This is a genomic window from Ruegeria sp. N8 (assembly GCF_056531325.1).
This window is the reverse complement of the sequence record NZ_JBQFLQ010000012.1, coordinates 1-17,677: the sequence shown is the minus strand read 5'-3', so window position 1 is coordinate 17,677 and position 17,677 is coordinate 1. Positions and strand designations below refer to the sequence as shown.

The 17,677-nt window shown below is 57.8% G+C and carries 20 protein-coding genes; 11 read left to right on the top strand and 9 right to left on the bottom strand.

What is annotated here, in order from left to right; all coding sequences use genetic code 11:
* Positions 1-291 carry a hypothetical protein gene (locus tag ACR0C5_RS17560; protein ID WP_170775348.1) on the bottom strand — a complete coding sequence of 97 codons (291 nt, stop codon included), beginning with the start codon at positions 289-291 and terminating at the stop codon, positions 1-3.
* Between the two features lie 353 nt (positions 292-644).
* Positions 645-2,243 carry a phosphoenolpyruvate carboxykinase gene (locus ACR0C5_RS17555; protein WP_170775350.1) on the bottom strand — a complete coding sequence of 533 codons (1,599 nt, stop codon included), beginning with the start codon at positions 2,241-2,243 and terminating at the stop codon, positions 645-647.
* Between the two features lie 346 nt (positions 2,244-2,589).
* On the opposite strand from ACR0C5_RS17555, the gene ACR0C5_RS17550 reads away from it, so the two are divergent.
* The 7 genes from ACR0C5_RS17550 to ACR0C5_RS17520 are packed head-to-tail and all read left to right on the top strand — an operon-like array spanning position 2,590 to position 8,007.
* Positions 2,590-3,294, top strand: a complete 705-nt coding sequence (locus ACR0C5_RS17550; protein WP_480878089.1) for a response regulator — start codon at positions 2,590-2,592, stop codon at positions 3,292-3,294.
* Positions 3,295-3,327: 33 nt separating this feature from the next.
* The gene (locus ACR0C5_RS17545) at positions 3,328-5,040 is read left to right on the top strand and encodes an ATP-binding protein (RefSeq protein WP_480878087.1); all 1,713 of its coding nucleotides are present in this window, start codon (positions 3,328-3,330) and stop codon (positions 5,038-5,040) included.
* A gap of 3 nt (positions 5,041-5,043) precedes the next feature.
* Positions 5,044-5,514, top strand: coding sequence for an HPr kinase/phosphorylase (locus ACR0C5_RS17540; protein ID WP_480552618.1), 471 nt, complete (start codon positions 5,044-5,046; stop codon positions 5,512-5,514).
* On the top strand, positions 5,499-6,392 hold the full coding sequence (gene rapZ / locus ACR0C5_RS17535; RefSeq protein WP_170775357.1) for an RNase adapter RapZ: 894 nt from the start codon (positions 5,499-5,501) through the stop codon (positions 6,390-6,392). Before ACR0C5_RS17540 ends, rapZ begins: the two co-directional genes overlap by 16 nt.
* On the top strand, positions 6,389-6,802 hold the full coding sequence (locus tag ACR0C5_RS17530) for a PTS sugar transporter subunit IIA (RefSeq protein ID WP_170775360.1): 414 nt from the start codon (positions 6,389-6,391) through the stop codon (positions 6,800-6,802). The genes rapZ and ACR0C5_RS17530 overlap by 4 nt, the downstream gene beginning before the upstream one ends.
* Complete coding sequence (locus ACR0C5_RS17525; RefSeq protein WP_170356715.1) at positions 6,799-7,068, top strand: HPr family phosphocarrier protein; 270 nt, start codon at positions 6,799-6,801, stop codon at positions 7,066-7,068. The genes ACR0C5_RS17530 and ACR0C5_RS17525 overlap by 4 nt, the downstream gene beginning before the upstream one ends.
* Before the next feature lie 39 nt (positions 7,069-7,107).
* Positions 7,108-8,007, top strand: a complete 900-nt coding sequence (locus ACR0C5_RS17520; protein ID WP_170775368.1) for a lysophospholipid acyltransferase family protein — start codon at positions 7,108-7,110, stop codon at positions 8,005-8,007.
* 73 nt (positions 8,008-8,080) lie between these two features.
* On the opposite strand, the gene ACR0C5_RS17515 is transcribed toward ACR0C5_RS17520, so the two are convergent.
* Positions 8,081-8,956: a 3-hydroxybutyryl-CoA dehydrogenase gene (locus ACR0C5_RS17515; RefSeq protein ID WP_170775370.1), complete on the bottom strand. Its 876-nt coding sequence runs from the start codon at positions 8,954-8,956 to the stop codon at positions 8,081-8,083.
* 162 nt (positions 8,957-9,118) lie between these two features.
* Here ACR0C5_RS17515 and ACR0C5_RS17510 point away from each other — a divergent pair, with 162 nt between their 5' ends.
* A complete protein-coding gene (locus tag ACR0C5_RS17510; protein WP_237218081.1) occupies positions 9,119-9,940 on the top strand; it encodes a DUF6473 family protein in 822 nt (273 codons plus the stop codon).
* Between the two features lie 63 nt (positions 9,941-10,003).
* Here ACR0C5_RS17510 and ACR0C5_RS17505 read toward each other — a convergent pair whose 3' ends face one another.
* From ACR0C5_RS17505 to ACR0C5_RS17480, 6 genes are all read right to left on the bottom strand, one after another.
* Complete coding sequence (locus ACR0C5_RS17505; protein WP_170775372.1) at positions 10,004-10,933, bottom strand: electron transfer flavoprotein subunit alpha/FixB family protein; 930 nt, start codon at positions 10,931-10,933, stop codon at positions 10,004-10,006.
* Positions 10,933-11,691, bottom strand: coding sequence for an electron transfer flavoprotein subunit beta/FixA family protein (locus tag ACR0C5_RS17500; protein WP_170775374.1), 759 nt, complete (start codon positions 11,689-11,691; stop codon positions 10,933-10,935). The genes ACR0C5_RS17505 and ACR0C5_RS17500 overlap by 1 nt, the downstream gene beginning before the upstream one ends.
* A 185-nt stretch (positions 11,692-11,876) precedes the next feature.
* Complete coding sequence (locus ACR0C5_RS17495) at positions 11,877-12,449, bottom strand: cob(I)yrinic acid a,c-diamide adenosyltransferase (protein WP_480878083.1); 573 nt, start codon at positions 12,447-12,449, stop codon at positions 11,877-11,879.
* Positions 12,450-12,653 (bottom strand): twin transmembrane helix small protein, encoded by a 204-nt coding sequence (locus ACR0C5_RS17490; RefSeq protein WP_170356709.1) that lies wholly within the window; start codon positions 12,651-12,653, stop codon positions 12,450-12,452.
* A 77-nt stretch (positions 12,654-12,730) separates the two neighbouring features.
* A complete protein-coding gene (locus ACR0C5_RS17485; protein ID WP_170775404.1) occupies positions 12,731-13,558 on the bottom strand; it encodes an SDR family NAD(P)-dependent oxidoreductase in 828 nt (275 codons plus the stop codon).
* Positions 13,559-13,626: 68 nt separating this feature from the next.
* On the bottom strand, positions 13,627-14,232 hold the full coding sequence (locus ACR0C5_RS17480) for an SH3 domain-containing protein (RefSeq protein WP_237217585.1): 606 nt from the start codon (positions 14,230-14,232) through the stop codon (positions 13,627-13,629).
* A 201-nt stretch (positions 14,233-14,433) separates the two neighbouring features.
* Here ACR0C5_RS17480 and parC point away from each other — a divergent pair, with 201 nt between their 5' ends.
* From parC to ACR0C5_RS17465, 3 genes are all read left to right on the top strand, one after another.
* Positions 14,434-16,782, top strand: coding sequence for a DNA topoisomerase IV subunit A (parC, locus tag ACR0C5_RS17475; protein ID WP_480878080.1), 2,349 nt, complete (start codon positions 14,434-14,436; stop codon positions 16,780-16,782).
* Between the two features lie 97 nt (positions 16,783-16,879).
* A complete protein-coding gene (locus ACR0C5_RS17470) occupies positions 16,880-17,473 on the top strand; it encodes a hypothetical protein (protein WP_170775380.1) in 594 nt (197 codons plus the stop codon).
* A 113-nt stretch (positions 17,474-17,586) separates the two neighbouring features.
* Positions 17,587-17,677, top strand: a 91-nt coding sequence (locus ACR0C5_RS17465; protein WP_215675807.1) for a GTP-binding protein, incomplete at its 3' end; no start/stop codon positions are given.

Sequence of the window (17,677 nt, the reverse complement as noted above, 5' to 3'; positions counted from 1 at the left end):
TCATCTTGGGGCATGAACGATATATCGGCCCCGATTTGAGTTGCCGCTTTGAGACAGGTATCCCTTTTGTACCAGCGATTTCAGCGCCCGGAAAAACGTTGGGCGAGAGACGCTTTGTACCAGCGTGTGTTCGATCAGACCGAATGTGCGGACTTCTTGATCATTCTTCGACAGTTCTTCCGCTGCGTAGTAGATGTCGCGCTCAACCGGAGAGAGTTGCTCCAGCCCCAATGTGCGCTCCATGCTTTGCATCAGCTTGCGAAGTTCTGTCAGTTTCGAAATCTCAGTCATGTTGTCTCCTGTGTCGCCCGCCGAGTTTATGAAGCGGAAGAAACATACCGGTCTCAGAATTTTCCAGCACGTCTCATATTGACACTCATCCCCTTTTTTGGTTCTTTAGTACTTGATTAGGCAGCCAAATTCGCAAATGTGAGTGTGCGATCAGGCAACCCTTAGGTTTTTTTGGTTTTGCCCGGCGCGTCAAGCGCCGGGTTTTGTCATGCTAATGACATGGTGAGATACCTCAATCCGACACTTCGGGCAACGGCATTGTAAATACAACGTGCATATTACAACTTATGCGTGATCACGATGCGGTGAGACTCCTCAAACGAAAAGAGGGGCGAAAGCGCCCCTCTGTCTTCTCACCCGATTGCGACGGCTTTGATATCTTCGTCTATGAATGGAAGATATTGTTCAAAGTTCGCGGCAAACATCTGCACCAATTTCTCGGCCTGTTTGTCGAAGGCCGCCTGATCATCCCAAGTACGGCGCGGGTCCAGCAGAACCTCGGCGACGCCGGGCACCGACACGGGTACGTCAAAGCCGAAATTGGCATCCTTGCGGAACTCAGCATCACGCAGGGACCCGTCCAGAGCGGCCGTCAGCAGTGCACGGGTTGCGCGGATCGGCATCCGGCTGCCCACACCATAGGCCCCACCGGTCCAGCCGGTGTTGACCAGCCAGCAGGTTGCGCCATGCTGAGCAATCTTGTCCCGCAGCAGGTTGCCATATTCTTCCGGACGACGCGGCATGAAAGGCGCACCGAAGCAGGTCGAGAAGGTGGGTTGCGGTTCGGTAATACCACGCTCGGTCCCAGCCACTTTGGACGTGAAGCCCGACAAGAAGTGATACATGGCCTGCGCAGGCGTTAGCCGCGCGATCGGAGGCAGCACGCCGAACGCATCACAAGTCAGCATGATAATGTTCTTGGGGTGACCACCCAGGGCGCTGCTGGACGCGTTCGAGATGTATTCCAGCGGGTAAGCGCAGCGCATGTTAGCGGTCAGCGAGTCGTCTTCGAAATCCAATTCTTTGGTCTCGGGATCAAACACCATGTTTTCGATCACGGTGCCGAACTTGCTGGTGGTTGCATAGATTTCGGGCTCGGCCTCAGCGTTCAGGTTGATCGTCTTGGCATAGCAACCGCCTTCGAAGTTGAAAGTGCCGCGATCTGACCAGCCGTGCTCGTCATCACCGATCAGGGTGCGGGCCGGGTCAGCGGACAGGGTGGTTTTGCCCGTGCCCGACAGGCCAAAGAACACGGCCGTATCAACCGGGTTGCCAACGGCGTGGTTGGCCGAGCAATGCATCGGCATCACGCCCTTTTCCGGCAGCATGTAGTTCAACAAGGTGAAGACGGATTTCTTGTTCTCACCCGCATATTCGGTGCCGCCGATCAGGATCAGCTTTCGGTCAAAGTTCATCGCGATCACGGTCTCGGACCGGCAGCCATGCTTTGCCGGGTCGGCTTGAAAGCTTGGGCAGTTGATGACGGTGAAATCTGCGGTGAACTCATCCAGGTCCTCACGATCCGGACGGCGCAGCAGGTGGCGGATGAACAGGTTGTGCCAAGCCAGTTCAGTGACCATGCGCACGTTGATCGAATAGGTCGGGTCGGCGCCCCCGACGAGATCCTGCACGAAATAGTCACGACCCTTCATATGGGCCAGCATGTCTTCGTAAAGCGCATCAAAGCCTTCGGGGCTCATCTCGGCGTTGTTTTCCCACCAGATGTGGTCAGCGACGCTGTCGGTGCGCACGACGTGTTTGTCTTTGGGCGAGCGGCCGGTGAACTTGCCGGTGGTGACCAGAAAGGCCCCGCCATTGCCCAGAGTACCCTCGCCGCGCTTCAGCGCTTCTTCGATCAGCGCCGGTTCCATGAAGTTGTAATAGACATTGCCCAGACCCTCGATGCCCTGATCTTCGAGGCGGAATTGCGGGTTAACCCGTCCAGATGTCATGTGTGTCTTCTCCGTGTGGCGGCGCAGGGCGATTGGGCCGGATGCGCCATTTGGGCAATTAGCCGGGAAAAACCGGCGGGTGGGCGCGTCTTACCATGGTCATTCAGGACATGAACAGGCGGGTTTGACGCAGTTAGCGCAACCAAGTCCAAGTTTAGCGCCATCACTTTTTTCACGACCGAAATAAGGGCGCTTTTCCGGCAACATTAACGGCTTTTTTGCCGCATCTGTGTGACAACAATCGCACGATTCGCAGATACGGATTGATTCGCGGCCTTAAAAACGCCAGAAATACCTTACTAATAACGATATATTGCATGAGTGAGCAGGAATAGGGGCTAACCCGATGTCGAAGATTGCATTGGTGGACGACGACAGAAACATTCTGACGTCCGTGTCCATGACGCTTGAGGCCGAAGGCTTTGAGGTCGAGACGTTCAATGACGGACAGGCCGCGTTGGACGCATTTAACAAGAAACTGCCGGATATGGCAGTTCTGGATATCAAGATGCCGCGCATGGATGGCATGGACCTGTTGCAGCGTCTGCGGCAGAAAACCCAGATGCCGGTGATCTTTCTGACCTCGAAAGACGACGAGATCGACGAGGTTCTGGGCCTGCGGATGGGCGCGGATGACTATGTCAAAAAGCCGTTCTCGCAGCGTCTTCTGGTCGAACGTATCCGCGCGCTGCTGCGCCGGCAGGAGGCGACCTCGGGAGATGCCACCGCTGCAACCACTGGCGATGCTAAAGTCATGGAGCGGGGAGAACTGCGGATGGACCCGCTGCGCCATGCTGTTAGCTGGAAAGGATCGGATGTGTCGCTGACGGTGACCGAGTTCTTGCTGCTTCAAGCGCTTGCGCAACGTCCCGGTTTCGTCAAAAGCCGCGATCAGTTGATGGATGTGGCCTATGATGATCAGGTCTATGTGGATGACCGCACCATCGACAGCCATATCAAGCGTCTGCGCAAAAAGATGCGCGCCGCCGACCCTGAGTTTTCGGCAATCGAGACGCTGTACGGCATCGGTTATCGGTACAACGAAGAATAACTTTGACTGAATAAGCAAAGGTAGTCGGGTCTGGTGCGCGATACGGAACACGCCAATGAGCTTCGCGACGGGGATGTCGTATTGGGGGATGACTGGGTCATCCCGCAGGATGCCGACGCGGCCGAACTGAACGCGACGCGCAGCCGTCGCAACCTGTTTGCCCTGCGCGGCTCGCCGCTGGCACGCAAGATCATCACCTTCAATTTGATCGCTCTAGTTACATTGGTCACCGGATTGCTGTATCTGGATGACTCGCGGGAAGAGCAGGTGGCGCAAACCGCGCAGAACCTGATGGGGGACGCCCAGCTTGTCAGTAACGTGTTCGAAGCGCAGTTGCGACAAAGCGAATTTGGCTTGTCTGAATATGCCGGAGAGCTGGATGTCAAGGATACTCTGGCCGAGCTGAGCCTGCCCGAAGGCGGTGAAGTCTTTGTTTACGATAGCTCAGGCACTCTGATCGGCTGGACACGCGGCGGTGAGACACAAATGCCGGGTCTGCTGAGCGTTGATGCGGATATTCAGACAGGCAGTACGTTGATCAGCGACGCGCTCAATGCGGTCTGGACGGGCTTGTCACGGGTTTTCACCAGTGACGATCAAGGGGTCGCTCCTACGCTGGCGCAACGGGTTCAGGCCATTATTCCCGGTGCCCTCGAGGGGCAGACGCAGGTTCAGGCGGTCAAAGATGACGCAGGTGAGACGGTGATCGTCGCGGCCTCGGCAATCCAGCTGGAAGGCGTGCCGGTTGGTGCCGTCGCCATGGCAGGACCCGCGGGCGAGATTGACGCTTTGGCCCGGCGCGAGCAGGAGCGGATCCTGCAAATGTTCGTCGTGGCGCTGTTGGTTTCCATTGGGCTCAGCCTTGTTCTGGCGTCGACCATTGCAAACCCACTTGCCGATCTTGCTGCGGCGGCAGAAACCGGAAAAGACCGCGGAACAGGGGTCAATCCCGGACGTATTCGTATCCCCGACTTGTCGGCGCGACCAGATGAAATCGGACGCCTCAGCCGCGCGCTGCGGGGGATGGTGACGGCGCTTTACAACCGCATTGATGCCAACGAACAGTTCGCAGCCGATGTCTCGCATGAAATCAAAAACCCGCTGGCCAGTCTGCAATCGGCTGTTGGCACCCTGCGTATGGTCAAGCGCGAGGATCAGCGCGACAAGCTACTGGATGTGATCGAACACGATGTGCGCCGACTCGACCGATTGGTCAGCGATATCTCGAACGCGTCGCGTCTGGATGCCGAACTGGTGAAAGAAGAGGAGCAGCCCTTCGACCTGCTCAAGCTGCTTGGCAATATCGGGCAATATCTGGGTGAGGATGCGCGCTCGAAAGGGATCGACTATATCACCGATCTGCCCAGCCAACCCATTGTCATCAACGGGCTTGAGGCGCGTCTGGCGCAGGTTTTCGTCAATCTGATCACCAACGCGATTTCGTTCTGTGAAGAAAACGATGCAATCCGCGTTTGGGTGCGGCGGCGCGAAAACCGCGTGTTGATCGTGGTCGAAGATACCGGCCCTGGCATTCCCGAACAGGCGCTGACCAAGGTCTTCAAACGCTTCTATTCGCAACGCCCGGCCGAGCATTTCGGCAACAATTCAGGCCTTGGTCTGGCGATTTCGAAACAGATCATCGAGGCGCATGGCGGTGTGATTTGGGCTGAAAATATTCGCCCGACCGAGGCCGACATCACCTCTGACCCGCTGGGTGCGCGATTTGTGGTTGGGCTGCCGGTTTAACCCATGAGTGGCTCGCCCCTCTCTGATACTGAAAATCAGGACAAGGCCATCATCCACGCCAGTTGCGTTGCCGTAGATAGCCTGGGCGTTGTGATCATCGGCGCATCGGGGTCCGGCAAATCCGGCCTTGCGTTGCAAATGATGGCCTTGGGCGCCGGGCTGGTGGGCGACGACCGTGTAGTGTTGGGCATGGACGGCCAGAACATTGTCGCAGAGGCCGCTCCCAATATCAGCGGATTGATCGAGGCGCGAGGCGTAGGCCTGCTGTGCGCCACAAACGTTGGGCCTGTTCCCGTCGCCTGTATCGTGGATATGGATCAAACAGAACAGGCCCGACTACCCGATCCGCTAGAAATTCGAGCCCTGAGGCAAACTGTTCCCTTGCTACGGGGCGGCGGCGTGCCCAATTTGGCCGCAGCACTCTTTCAGATGTTGAAAATGGGACGGGTGAACCCGGAATGGCCCAACACATGACACCGCAACGGCGCATCGTTCTGGTGACCGGTCCTTCGGGGGCCGGGCGTTCGACCGCGATTCGTGTGCTTGAAGATCTGGGATTCGAAGCCATCGACAACCTGCCGATGGGTTTACTTCTGCGCTTGCTGGATGGCTCGCAAGACGACCGGCCGATGGCGCTGGGAATTGATGCACGCAATCGCGATTTCTCGACCATTGGCTTTATCGAACTGGCCGCGAAATTGCGCCGGATGGAGCAGGTAGATCTGACCACGCTCTATCTGGATTGTACGGATGATATCCTTTTGCGGCGCTTTTCGGAAACTCGCCGCCGCCACCCTGTCGCTGCAAACGCCAGCCCTGAAACCGGTGTTGTGCAGGAAAAGGAACTGCTTGCCCCCATCCGCGAGATTGCTGACACCCTGATCGACACCAGCCCCTTGAACGTACACCAGTTGCGTGAAGAGGTTGAACGTTGGTTTGCCCCTCAAGGCGGGAGGCATCTGGCGGTTTCAATAGAGTCCTTTTCCTATAAACGCGGCCTTCCGCGCGGGCTGGATATGGTGTTTGACTGCCGGTTTTTGGCCAACCCATATTGGCGGCCGGAATTGCGGGCAGAGGATGGTCGAAACCCGGATGTGGCGCACTATGTTCAGTCAGACGCGAACTATGCACCGTTCTTCGAACGCGTGGTCGATTTGCTCAAACTGCTGCTTCCGGCCTATCGCGCCGAAGGAAAGGCCCATCTGTCGGTTGCCTTTGGTTGTACCGGGGGCCAACACAGATCGGTCGCCACCGCTGAGGCGGTTGCAAAAGCCCTTGCAGAGGAGGGGCAGCAAGTGGCAATTAGGCACCGCGAAATGGAACGTCGCTTGTTGAATGTGAGGCCGGATTGATCGGGATCGTACTTGTTGCACATGGTGGATTGGCCCAGGAATACCTGGCGGCCATGCAGCATGTCGTCGGACAACAACCCGGCCTGGTCGCAATCTCGATCGAGGCCGATCATGACCGGAACGCAAAGCAGGCCGAAATTTGCGCCGCTGCCGACAGCGTGGATGCTGGCGACGGCGTCGTTGTCGTGACCGACCTGTTCGGCGGCAGCCCATCGAATCTCAGCCTGCGGGCCTGTGCGCCACAGGATCGGCGCATCCTGTATGGCGCAAATCTTCCTATGCTGATCAAACTGGCCAAATCTCGCCATTTGCCGATTGGCGACGCCGTGCGATTGGCGATGGAGGCTGGACGAAAATATATCAATGCGCAAAATGTGACATTGGACGAAGACCGGATTGACCATACATGACCACCCGAAGCTTGAAGATCGTGAACGAAAAGGGCCTTCACGCCCGTGCCTCGGCCAAACTGGTTGAGGTAGTGGAAGGGTTTGATGCTCAGGCAGAAGTGTCGAAAGATGGGCTTTCGGCCTCTGGTGACAGCATTATGGGCCTTTTGATGTTGGCAGCGTCGCGTGGAACGACTATTGACGTCGAGACGTCCGGACCGGATGCTGAGGCGTTGGCCGATGCGTTGGAAACTCTGGTGAACGACAAGTTCGGCGAGGGGTTCTGACCGCACCTGCCGCAGGACCAAGAACGGGAAGACCAGGAATTGGCGGAAACAACGCACGAGACCAAGACAGGCCCGGTTGTAAACGGGGTCGAGGATCAGGGGGAAATCTACGACCGTAGAACTCTGACCTATGCAAATTCCTTTGACGATGCGTGGACGTCGACAGCCATCCGCGCGATCGAATGGTGCACCGGCAAACTGACCATTTTGCGCATGGTCAACAAGTTCGAAAAGAAGAACGAGTATTATCGAGGGCAACGGTTCTGGGGCGGTGCGCTCGAGGTTATGGGAATTGATCTGACCACCCCGCCGGAGCAAATCGCAAATATTCCAAAGGAAGGGCCGGTCGTTGTGGTTGCCAACCATCCGCACGGCATGGTCGATGGGATGATCTTCGCCGAACTGATCGGGCGTGTGCGCAGCGACTACCGCATCTTGACTCGCTCGGTTCTAACCGGGCTTGACGAGGCGGCGACGTCGTTCATGATCCCGGTGCCCTTCCCGCATGACCCCGAAGCACAAGCCAAAATGCTGGAAATGCGCGGCAAAGCCATGGAGCATCTCAAAAACGGTGGCGTCGTCGCACTGTTTCCCTCTGGCGTAGTGATGTCCTCCGATGACTGGTTCGGTCCCGCGATTGAGCGGGAATGGAATGTCTTCACTGCCAAAATGATCCGCCGCTCCGGCGCTCAGGTCGTGCCAATCTTCTTCCCAGGCAGCAATTCGCGCGCCTACCAGATCGCCAACAAACTATCAGCGATCCTGCGTCAGGGTCTGTTACTGCATGAAATCGTTCGCTCCTGCAACAAACCGCAGTCCCCCGTTATCGGCGAACCGATCTCGGACGAAGATATGCAGCTGCTCGAAACCGACCCGCGCGGTTTCATGGCCTGGCTCAGAAAACACACATTGTCCCTGCGCCAGGCGCCCAAACACTGATCCGCCTCTTCATCTGGCTAGAAATATCCCGGGTGTGAGCCCGGATAATTTCCGGGCGAGGGGGCTAGCCCCCTTACCGCGTCGGTACTGGGGCATCACCCCTATAATCATAAAACCCACGTTGCGTCTTGCGACCCAACCACCCGGCCTCGACATATTTCGTCAACAGGGGGCACGGACGATACTTGGTATCGGCCAACCCGTCATGCAGTACATTCATGATCGCCAGACAGGTATCCAGGCCAATGAAATCCGCCAGTTCCAGCGGCCCCATCGGGTGGTTTGCACCTAGTTTCATCGATTGATCGATGGACTGTACATTCCCGACTCCTTCATAAAGGGTATAGACGGCCTCGTTGATCATCGGCATCAGGATGCGATTTACGATAAAGGCGGGAAAATCCTCGGCGCTGGCAGCGGTTTTGCCTAGCTTGTCGACCACCGCCTTGCAGGCACTGAAAGTGTCCTCATCCGTGGCAATCCCGCGGATCAATTCCACCAGTTGCATGACAGGGACCGGGTTCATGAAATGAAACCCCATAAACCGTTCTGGCCGGTCCGTGCGGCTGGCGAGCCGCGTGATCGAAATCGACGAAGTGTTCGACGTTAGAATCGTATGCGGTAGCAAATGGGGTTGCAGGTCTTCGAAAATGGCTTGTTTGACGGCCTCGCGCTCGGTCGCAGCCTCGATCACCAAATCGGTTTGCCCAAGCCGGGGCAATTCCAGCGTTGTTGTGATGCGCTTCAGCGCGTTCTGCATTGCCTCATCCGAGATCTTGCCGCGCGACGCCTGGCGGGCCAAATTGCCTTCGATTGTTGCCAAAGCACTATTGAGCGCATCCTGACTGACATCATTCAAAAGAACATCGTAATCCGCCAGGGCAAGGACATGAGCAATACCGTTGCCCATCTGTCCTGCGCCTATCACTCCGACTGATTTTACATCCATTTTTTGGTGCCTTTGTCTCACGGGTCAGGGCGACAGTATCGGTAGATTGGGGCGGGCGGCAAGAGCATCGGGTGCATCCAATTTGCTTCAAATGCGCACATTAGAGAATTCTCAAGACTTACGGCTGCAAGATGGCACCCGGGTGAAAAATGGGTGAGTGTTATGAGCTATCATCAAACAGGCTCGGGGATACCCGAGGATGCCGTTTGCCAATATTCTAGTGCGCGGCTTTGGTTTCGGGGGCCCAAGCGGTCCTTGGATACACCATATATGGCTTGCGCAGGAGGGACAGAAACCTTCGGTCGTTTTGTCGATCGTCCCTTTGCAGCAGTGCTTGAGGACCGGTTGGACCGGCGTTGTCTCAATCTCGGCAGTCTGTTTTGCGGAGTCGACGCGCTTTGTCAGGAAAAAGGCCTGCAGTCCATTTTAGACGCTGCAGAGCTATGCGTCTTACAGGCTCCGGACCTTTTGGGGCAATCGAATCGCTTCTATCGTGTGCACCCAAGGCGGAACGACCGGTTTCTTGCCGCGACCGATGACCTGATCTCGCTCTATCCCGAGATTGATTTCGCTGATGTCAATTTCGTGCATCATCTGATGAAACTGCTGCAGGGTCATCAGGATGCGAGGTTCGAAGCTGTGGCGGAAGAGTTGCGCCGAAACTGGGTCCGGGAGGTCGGCGGCCTGCTGCAAAGCCTGCAATCACCGGTGATCCTTTTGTGCCTTCGCGTCATACGGCAATCGGAAGACTCTCGACCAGTTCAGGAAACAGAAGTGCCGTTGACGCGTGAGATGCTGAACGCCGTCAGACCCTATTGCGCGCGGATTGTGCGGGAAACGGTGTGTGTTTCGGGCCAGTCGGATGAGTTGGAGGATATGTTGTTCGGTACGCTGCAACAACCGATGGCCGAGTTTATGATCGGACCCGCAGGGCATCGGTCGATTGCCGATGCGTTGGTCGGACCAATCCAGAATTTGCGCTAAAGAAAAGGCCCGCCAATCCGGCGGGCCCATCAGATTTTTCGTCGAAAAATCTTGGTCTAAAGATCAGCCGAGTTTCTCAGTCAGTTCCGGTACAGCCTGGAACAGGTCGGCAACCAAACCGAAATCGGCAACCTGGAAGATCGGTGCTTCTTCGTCTTTGTTGATTGCAACGATGACCTTCGAGTCTTTCATACCAGCCAGGTGCTGGATCGCGCCCGAGATGCCTACGGCAACGTACAGGTCGGGGGCAACAACCTTACCAGTCTGACCCACCTGCCAGTCGTTCGGAGCATAGCCTGAGTCAACGGCGGCACGCGATGCGCCAACGGCAGCACCCAGTTTGTCTGCCAGACCCTCGATCAGCTTGAAGTCCTCTTCCGAGCCGACGCCACGGCCACCCGAAACAACAACGCCAGCCGAGGTCAGCTCAGGTCGGTCGCTTTCGGCAACCTTGTCTTCAACCCAGGACGACAGACCGGGGTTGTCGCCGACCGAGATGGTCTCGACGGCAGCCGAACCGCCTTCGCCTGCTGCATCAAAGGATGCGGTACGGAAGGTGACGACTTTCTTGGCGTCGTTCGATTTCACGGTCTGGATCGCGTTGCCTGCGTAAATCGGACGCTCGAAGGTCGAACCGTCAACCACGCCGGATGCATCCGAGATCACCATCGCGTCCAGCAGGGCCGCAACGCGGGGCATCACGTTCTTAGCGTCGGTGGTCGCCGGTGCGACGATGTGCTCATAGCCATCGGCAAGGCCTACGATCAGGGCTGCCGTCGATTCCGCCAGACGGTGACCCAGCGATTCGTCTTCGGCGACCAGAACTTTGGCAACACCGTCGATTTTGGCAGCGGCCTCACCAGCAGCAGCAGCAGAACCGCCTGCAGCCAGAACGGTGATGTCACCCAGCGCTTTCGCAGCGTTGACGGCCTTGGCGGTGGCGTCCAGCGCCAGCTCACCATTGTTGACTTCGGCGAGAAGAAGAACAGCCATTACACAGCCCCCGCTTCTTTGAGTTTCGCAACCAGCTCGTCAACCGAGCCCACGACGATACCAGCGGCACGTGCCGGCGGCTCTTCGGTTTTGACGATTTCCAGACGAGGAGTGACGTCGACGCCGTAATCTGCGGCGGTTTTCTCATCCAGAGGCTTTTTCTTCGCCTTCATGATGTTGGGCAGCGACGCATAGCGCGGCTCGTTCAGGCGCAGGTCAACGGTCACGATGGTCGGCATCTTGACGCTGATGGTCTGCAGACCGCCGTCAACCTCACGCGTGATCTTGGCGCTGTCGCCTTCGATATCCACCTCAGAGGCGAAGGTGCCTTGGCTCCAGCCCAGCAGAGCCGACAGCATCTGACCGGTGGCGTTCATGTCGTTGTCGATCGCCTGTTTGCCCGCCAGAACGATGCCCGGCTGCTCTTCCTCGACCACTTTGGCCAGGATTTTGGCAACGGCCAGCGGTTCGATATCGGTGTGCACGTCGTCGGCTGCGACCACCAGGATGGCGCGGTCTGCACCCATGGCCAGCGCGGTACGCAGAGTTTCCTGCGCCTGCTTGACGCCGATGGAAACGGCAACGACTTCGTCAGCCTTACCTGCTTCTTTCAAGCGGATCGCCTCTTCGACGGCGATCTCGTCGAACGGGTTCATCGACATTTTGACATTGGCGAGATCAACACCGCTGCCATCCGCTTTGACGCGAACTTTCACGTTATAGTCAATCACGCGTTTGACAGGCACGAGTACCTTCATTTTGCGCTTGCTCCTCACAAATAACGGTAAGCCGCGACGCGACTCCACCAATGCTCTCGGACGTCTGAATAACGTCTCAAGTCACGCGACAACAGGGCAAAATCGTCATCTCGTGGGCTTGGGACGTCGCGTTTCATGTTTTTTGACGCTACGGCGCGCAACAAAGGTGCCGTAGAGTCAACGTCTCAGCGGTTTGCGCCCGGAATCCACAGCACATCGGCCGCGCCATTTTCATTGGCACAGCGTGCGGCCACGAAGAACCAGTCGCTCAGGCGGTTAAGGTATTTCACCGCCATTTCATTCACCGGTTCCATATTGGTCAGCTCAACCGCTAGACGCTCGGCCCGGCGCGAGACGGTACGGCACACATGAAGATGCGCTGCCAGTCGAGACCCACCGGGCAGGATGAAGCTGCGCAACGGTTGGAGCGCCTCGTTCATGGCGTCAATTTCGGCTTCCAACCGGTCGATCTGCGAGGGGACGATGCGCAGCGGCGTATATTCGGCCTCGGCATCCTTATCCATGTCGGGGCGGCAGAAGTCGGCACCCAGATCGAACAGGTCATTCTGGATGCGCGACAGTGCGGCCTCGACCTCACCATCAGCTTCAGTTCGGGCGACACCGACGAATGAGTTCAGCTCATCCACTGTGCCATAGGCGGCAACACGACCCGAATACTTGGCAACGCGCTCCCCATTGCCCAAGGCTGTTTTGCCGTCATCGCCTGTGCGCGTGTAGATTTTGTTAAGCACGACCATTTACTGACCTCCCTGTCCGCGCAGCCAGACGTAGAGCACGATCAGCACCACGGCAATGAATTGAAACAGGATGCGCAGCTGCATCATCTTGTTGCTTTTCAGCGCGGCACTTTTCCCGGCCTTGCCGAAGTTTGAAATGCCGATCACCAGCACGACGACAACCGCCGCCATGGCCAGCAACAATACGACCATCAAAAGGTCCATGGGTCCACCGTCCGCGTTTATTACATTGGCCTATCATCTAGACCCGCGAGACCAAAATGCGAACCGGTAATTTCGTCTCAGACATCCGACAGGATGCGGTCGATGACCCGCGTCGGCAAAATCCGACGCAGCCAGCCTGCGATATATGTGGGCGTCGTGACGTAGTAGCGGGGGCGGGGGCGTTTGGCCTCGACCGCGTGGGCCAGCTTGTCGGTCACGGCCGAGGCCGGCAGTTCAAACCGGTCGGGTCCCGAGGATTCGTAAAGCCGTTTCAGCAGCGATCCTTCGTACCGGCTGCGAAGGGCCGAGTTTTCCCAATCGATAAACCGTTCGAAGATCGGGATGGCGTTCTCTCTCAGCCGCGAGGTGATGGGGCCGGGTTCGATCAGGATGACCTTTATCTCTGTGTCGCGCAGTTCCAGTCGCAGCGTGTCGGTCAGGCCTTCGATCGCGTATTTCGTCGCCACATATGCGCCGCGCCAAGGGTACGCGACCAGTCCCAGTACGGATGAATTCTGGACGATTCGGCCACGCCCCTGCGCGCGCATCACCGGGATGACCTGGCGGGTTAGTTCGTGCCAGCCAAAGAAATTGGTTTCGAAGATGGCGCGCAACCCGTCGGTGGGAAGGTCCTCGACTGCTCCGGGCAGGCCGTGCGCGCCATTGTTGAACAGCGCGTCGAGAGTGCCTCCGGTTGCCTCAAGCACTTCGGCGAGCCCTGTGGTGATGCTGTCGGTGTCGGTATAGTCGATGCAGGGGCTTTCAAACCCTTGGGCGCGCAGCCGGTCGCAATCACGTTGATGACGGCACGAAGCAAAGACGCGCCAGCCCCGTGCACGCATTCCATGTGCTGCGTCCAGCCCGATACCGGACGAGCAGCCAGTGATTAGAATTGATTTCTGCATCATGTCCCCGAACCTGAGCCTGGCCCATAGCTAGGGTGAGGCTGAGCTCGGGACAATTGCTGCTTTGGCTAGTTCGTCGATTTTCCGACCAACGAGGCAGAAATCCATCCGACCTGTTGCTGTGGCAACACGCGCAGACGCAGCCAGCCGGTGCCCGAATCGCTGAGAATTTCGACCTTCTGGCCAATCGTGGCCTTGCCGATGATCGGATAGATCGTGCCCGGCCCATCGCGCATATTGACCCGCGTGCCCGAGATTTCGCGGATGTCCTTTTCCGGCTCTGCCGGTGCTATCGGGTCAGCCTGTTGGGTTTCGGCAGGGACTTGTTTCAGACCCGTCACACCGTCCTCAAGCGACGCAAGCTGGATGCCGCTGGTTTGGGTGTCAAACACCGACAAGCCATTGAACCCCTCCAGGCTGGCGGGTTCGGCTACGAATTCGACAATCTCGGGTTGCTGTTTGATCGGTGTGATGCGCACGGTCGGCGTGCGCGCGGCCACGTTGGTGACAAGCGCCTCGGCGGGTGCTGGTGCGATCTGAGTCGGACTGGGCTGGGCAGCAACGCGCACGGGTTGCTCTGACCGCAGGCCGCGCGGTTCAAACTCGGGCCCTCCGCTCATGACATAGAAGCACCAGCCGAGTGCAGCGAAACTAATAACGATAAGGCGCGTCATGGCGCATCCCCCAGGTAATCGTGAAACATGAAATAGGCAGCAGCTTAATGATCCGGAGCGTACCATATCTTAGGCCCCGAGTCGAAAGATCGGGGGAAATCCAGCAGTTGCCTCCCCCTGTTGCAAAAAGCGCCACTTGTCCCCAGCAAAATGAGCGCCGGTTGCTTTACCGCGGCGCGCTTGCGTCGTATCACATCATATATGAACGACACGATCGACGACCCCAACATGGAGGCCCCCGAAGGCGGGGGCGAGGTAGCCGAACCGCTGCGCCGCGCGATTGGCGAACGCTACCTTACCTATGCTTTGTCCACCATCATGCACCGAGCGCTGCCCGATGCCCGTGATGGTCTGAAGCCGGTTCACCGGCGAATCCTTTATGCGATGCGCGAGCTGCGACTCAGCGCGACAGGGGGATTCCGTAAGTCCGCGAAGATCTCGGGCGATGTGATGGGCAACTATCACCCACACGGTGATGCCGCGATCTACGATGCGATGGCGCGTCTGGCGCAGGACTTTAACGTCCGCTACCCGCTGGTCGACGGGCAGGGGAATTTCGGCAACATTGACGGCGACAATCCGGCGGCCTCGCGATACACCGAGGCGCGGATGACCATCGTGGCCGAAGCGCTGCTGGAAGGTCTAAACGAAGACGCTGTCGATTTCCGCGACAACTATGACGGTACGCTGACCGAGCCGGTCGTGCTGCCTGCGCAGTTCCCGAACCTTTTGGCCAATGGCGCCAGCGGGATCGCGGTGGGCATGGCGACGAATATTCCGCCGCATAATATCTCGGAGCTTTGTGACGCCTGTCTGCATCTGATCAAGACGCCGGACGCGCGGGATGACACGCTGCTGAACTATGTCCCCGGCCCGGACTTTCCGACTGGTGGCGTGATTGTCGAGCCCCCTGAGAATATCGCGCAGGCTTATCGCACCGGGCGTGGATCGTTCCGCCTGCGCTGTAAGTATGAGGTCGAGGATCTGGGGCGTGGCCAGTGGCAGATCGTTGTCACCGAGATCCCGTATCAGGTTCAGAAATCCAAGCTGATCGAAAAGATCGCGGAACTGATCCAGACCAAGAAAATCCCCATCCTCGGCGATGTCCGCGATGAATCCGCGGATGACATTCGTCTGATCCTTGAGCCGCGTTCTAAAAACGTGGACCCCGAGGTGCTGATGGGGATGCTCTACCGCAACTCGGACCTTGAGGTGCGTTTCAGCCTGAATATGAACGTGCTGATCGACGGGGTGACGCCCAAGGTCTGCTCGATGAAGGAAGTGCTGCGCGCCTTCCTTGACCACCGGCAAGAGGTTTTGTTGCGGCGTTCGCGTCACCGCATGGCTAAGATCGACCACCGGTTGGAGGTGTTGGAGGGCTTTATCGTCGCCTTCCTGAACCTCGACCGTGTGATTGACATCATCCGTTATGATGACGACCCGAAAGCCGCGCTGATGCGCGAGGATTGGGGTATCGACCATGTCCGTGCGACCGACGAATCTGACTATGTCTCGCCCAAACCGGGCGAGGGCGAGCTGTCCGAGGTTCAGGTCGACGCCATCCTCAACATGCGCCTGCGCAGCCTGCGCCGTCTGGAAGAGATGGAGCTGGTGCGCGAACGCGATGAGTTGATGCTGGAACGCGCCAATCTCGAAGACCTGCTGGCCGATCCCGCTCTGCAATGGGCCAAGATCGCGGAACAGCTGAAAGAGACCAAGAAGACTTTTGGCAAAGACTACGAAGGTGGCGCGCGCCGGACCCAGTTTGCTGAGGCTGGTCAGGTCGAGGAAGTGCCGCTTGAGGCGATGATCGACAAGGAGCCGATCACGGTCGTCTGTTCGCAGATGGGCTGGGTTCGCGCCATGACCGGACATATCGACCTTAAGCGCGAGTTGAAGTTCAAGGATGGCGACGGCCCGCGTTTCATCTTCCATGCCGAGACTACCGACCGCCTGCTGGTATTTGCCTCAAATGGTCGGTTCTACACAGTTAGCGCGGCCAACCTGCCCGGCGGGCGGGGCATGGGCGAGCCGCTGCGTCTGATGGTCGATCTGCCGAACGAGGCGCAGATCATCGACATCCTGATCCACAAGCCGGGGCGCAAGCTGCTGGTGGCCTCGGATGCGGGCAACGGGTTCATGGTGCCCGAGGATGATGTGCTCGCGCAAACCCGCAATGGCAAACAGGTCCTCAACGTCAAGGGCGACGAGACGGCAATGATCTGTAAACCGGTCGATGGGGATCACGTGGCTGTCGTTTCGCAAAACGGCAAGTTCCTGGTCTTCCCCACCGAAGACCTGCCCGAGATGACCCGGGGCAAAGGCGTGCGCCTGCAAAAATACAATATGGCACGAGGGCGGCAGGGAACGCTGGAGCTGGATGGTGGATTGTCTGATATCACGACCTTCAACTGGGAAGAGGGCCTGAAATGGTCCATGGGCGGTGACAAGACCCGGCACGAGGCGGATATGTCTCAATGGCTGGCCAAACGCGCCAGTGTGGGGAAAAAACCGCCCTACGGCTTCCCGAGGGACTATAAATTCTCGTGATCTCGCGCCCGCTTGCGGGGAATTCCGCCGATACGGCTTGGCACAGTCCGTATCGGTGCGCTAGATCAAAGAAAACAGGCATATCGAGACGAGAGACATGTTGCGCATTCTGACCTTGATCACCGGACTGGCCCTGATGGGCGCTTGTACGCAGACACAAGTGTATGAAGAGCCCGAGTCGCTGGGTGAATTTAAACTGCGCGTCAACTATGCCTTTGCCGAAAAGGCGGTGCAGGGCCCGGTTTCACGCGATGCCACACCCGATGAGTGGACCGCGGCGATTCAGAATGCGGTGGATATCCGTCTCGGCCGCTATGAGGGCGCGCAGGATTACGACATCGGCATCAGCCTGGAAGGATACATGCTTGCGCCTCCGGGCATTCCATTGATCTACAACCCGCGCAGCACTGCAATCGTGCTTGTGAATGTCTACGACGTGAACAAGAAAGAGTTTCTGGCCAAGGGTAAAAAATTTCAGGTTCTGGAAGACACCACAGGCGGCAGCGCGTTCAAAGGCTCAGGCCATGAGCGCACCAAGGAAGAGCAGATGAGCGGTCTGTCCCTGAAGGTAGCGGACCGAGTCGAAGAATGGCTGGCCGAGGAACATCAGCAGAACGGTTGGTTCAAAAGCCGCCCCGATCTGATCCAGCCGCTGGATTCCGGTGAACTCACGCAAAATCCAGCGTCGTAAACGGCTTTTCCCGCAGGATGTGCTTGATTTTCCCCTGCGAACCAAATATCTCGCGCGCGCAGATGTAACCACGGGACCACGGGTCCCCCAAATCGCAAAAGGGCGCCTGAGGAATGGCAAAGGAAAAGTTTGAGCGTACAAAACCGCACGTCAACATCGGCACGATTGGCCACGTTGACCATGGTAAGACCACGCTGACCGCAG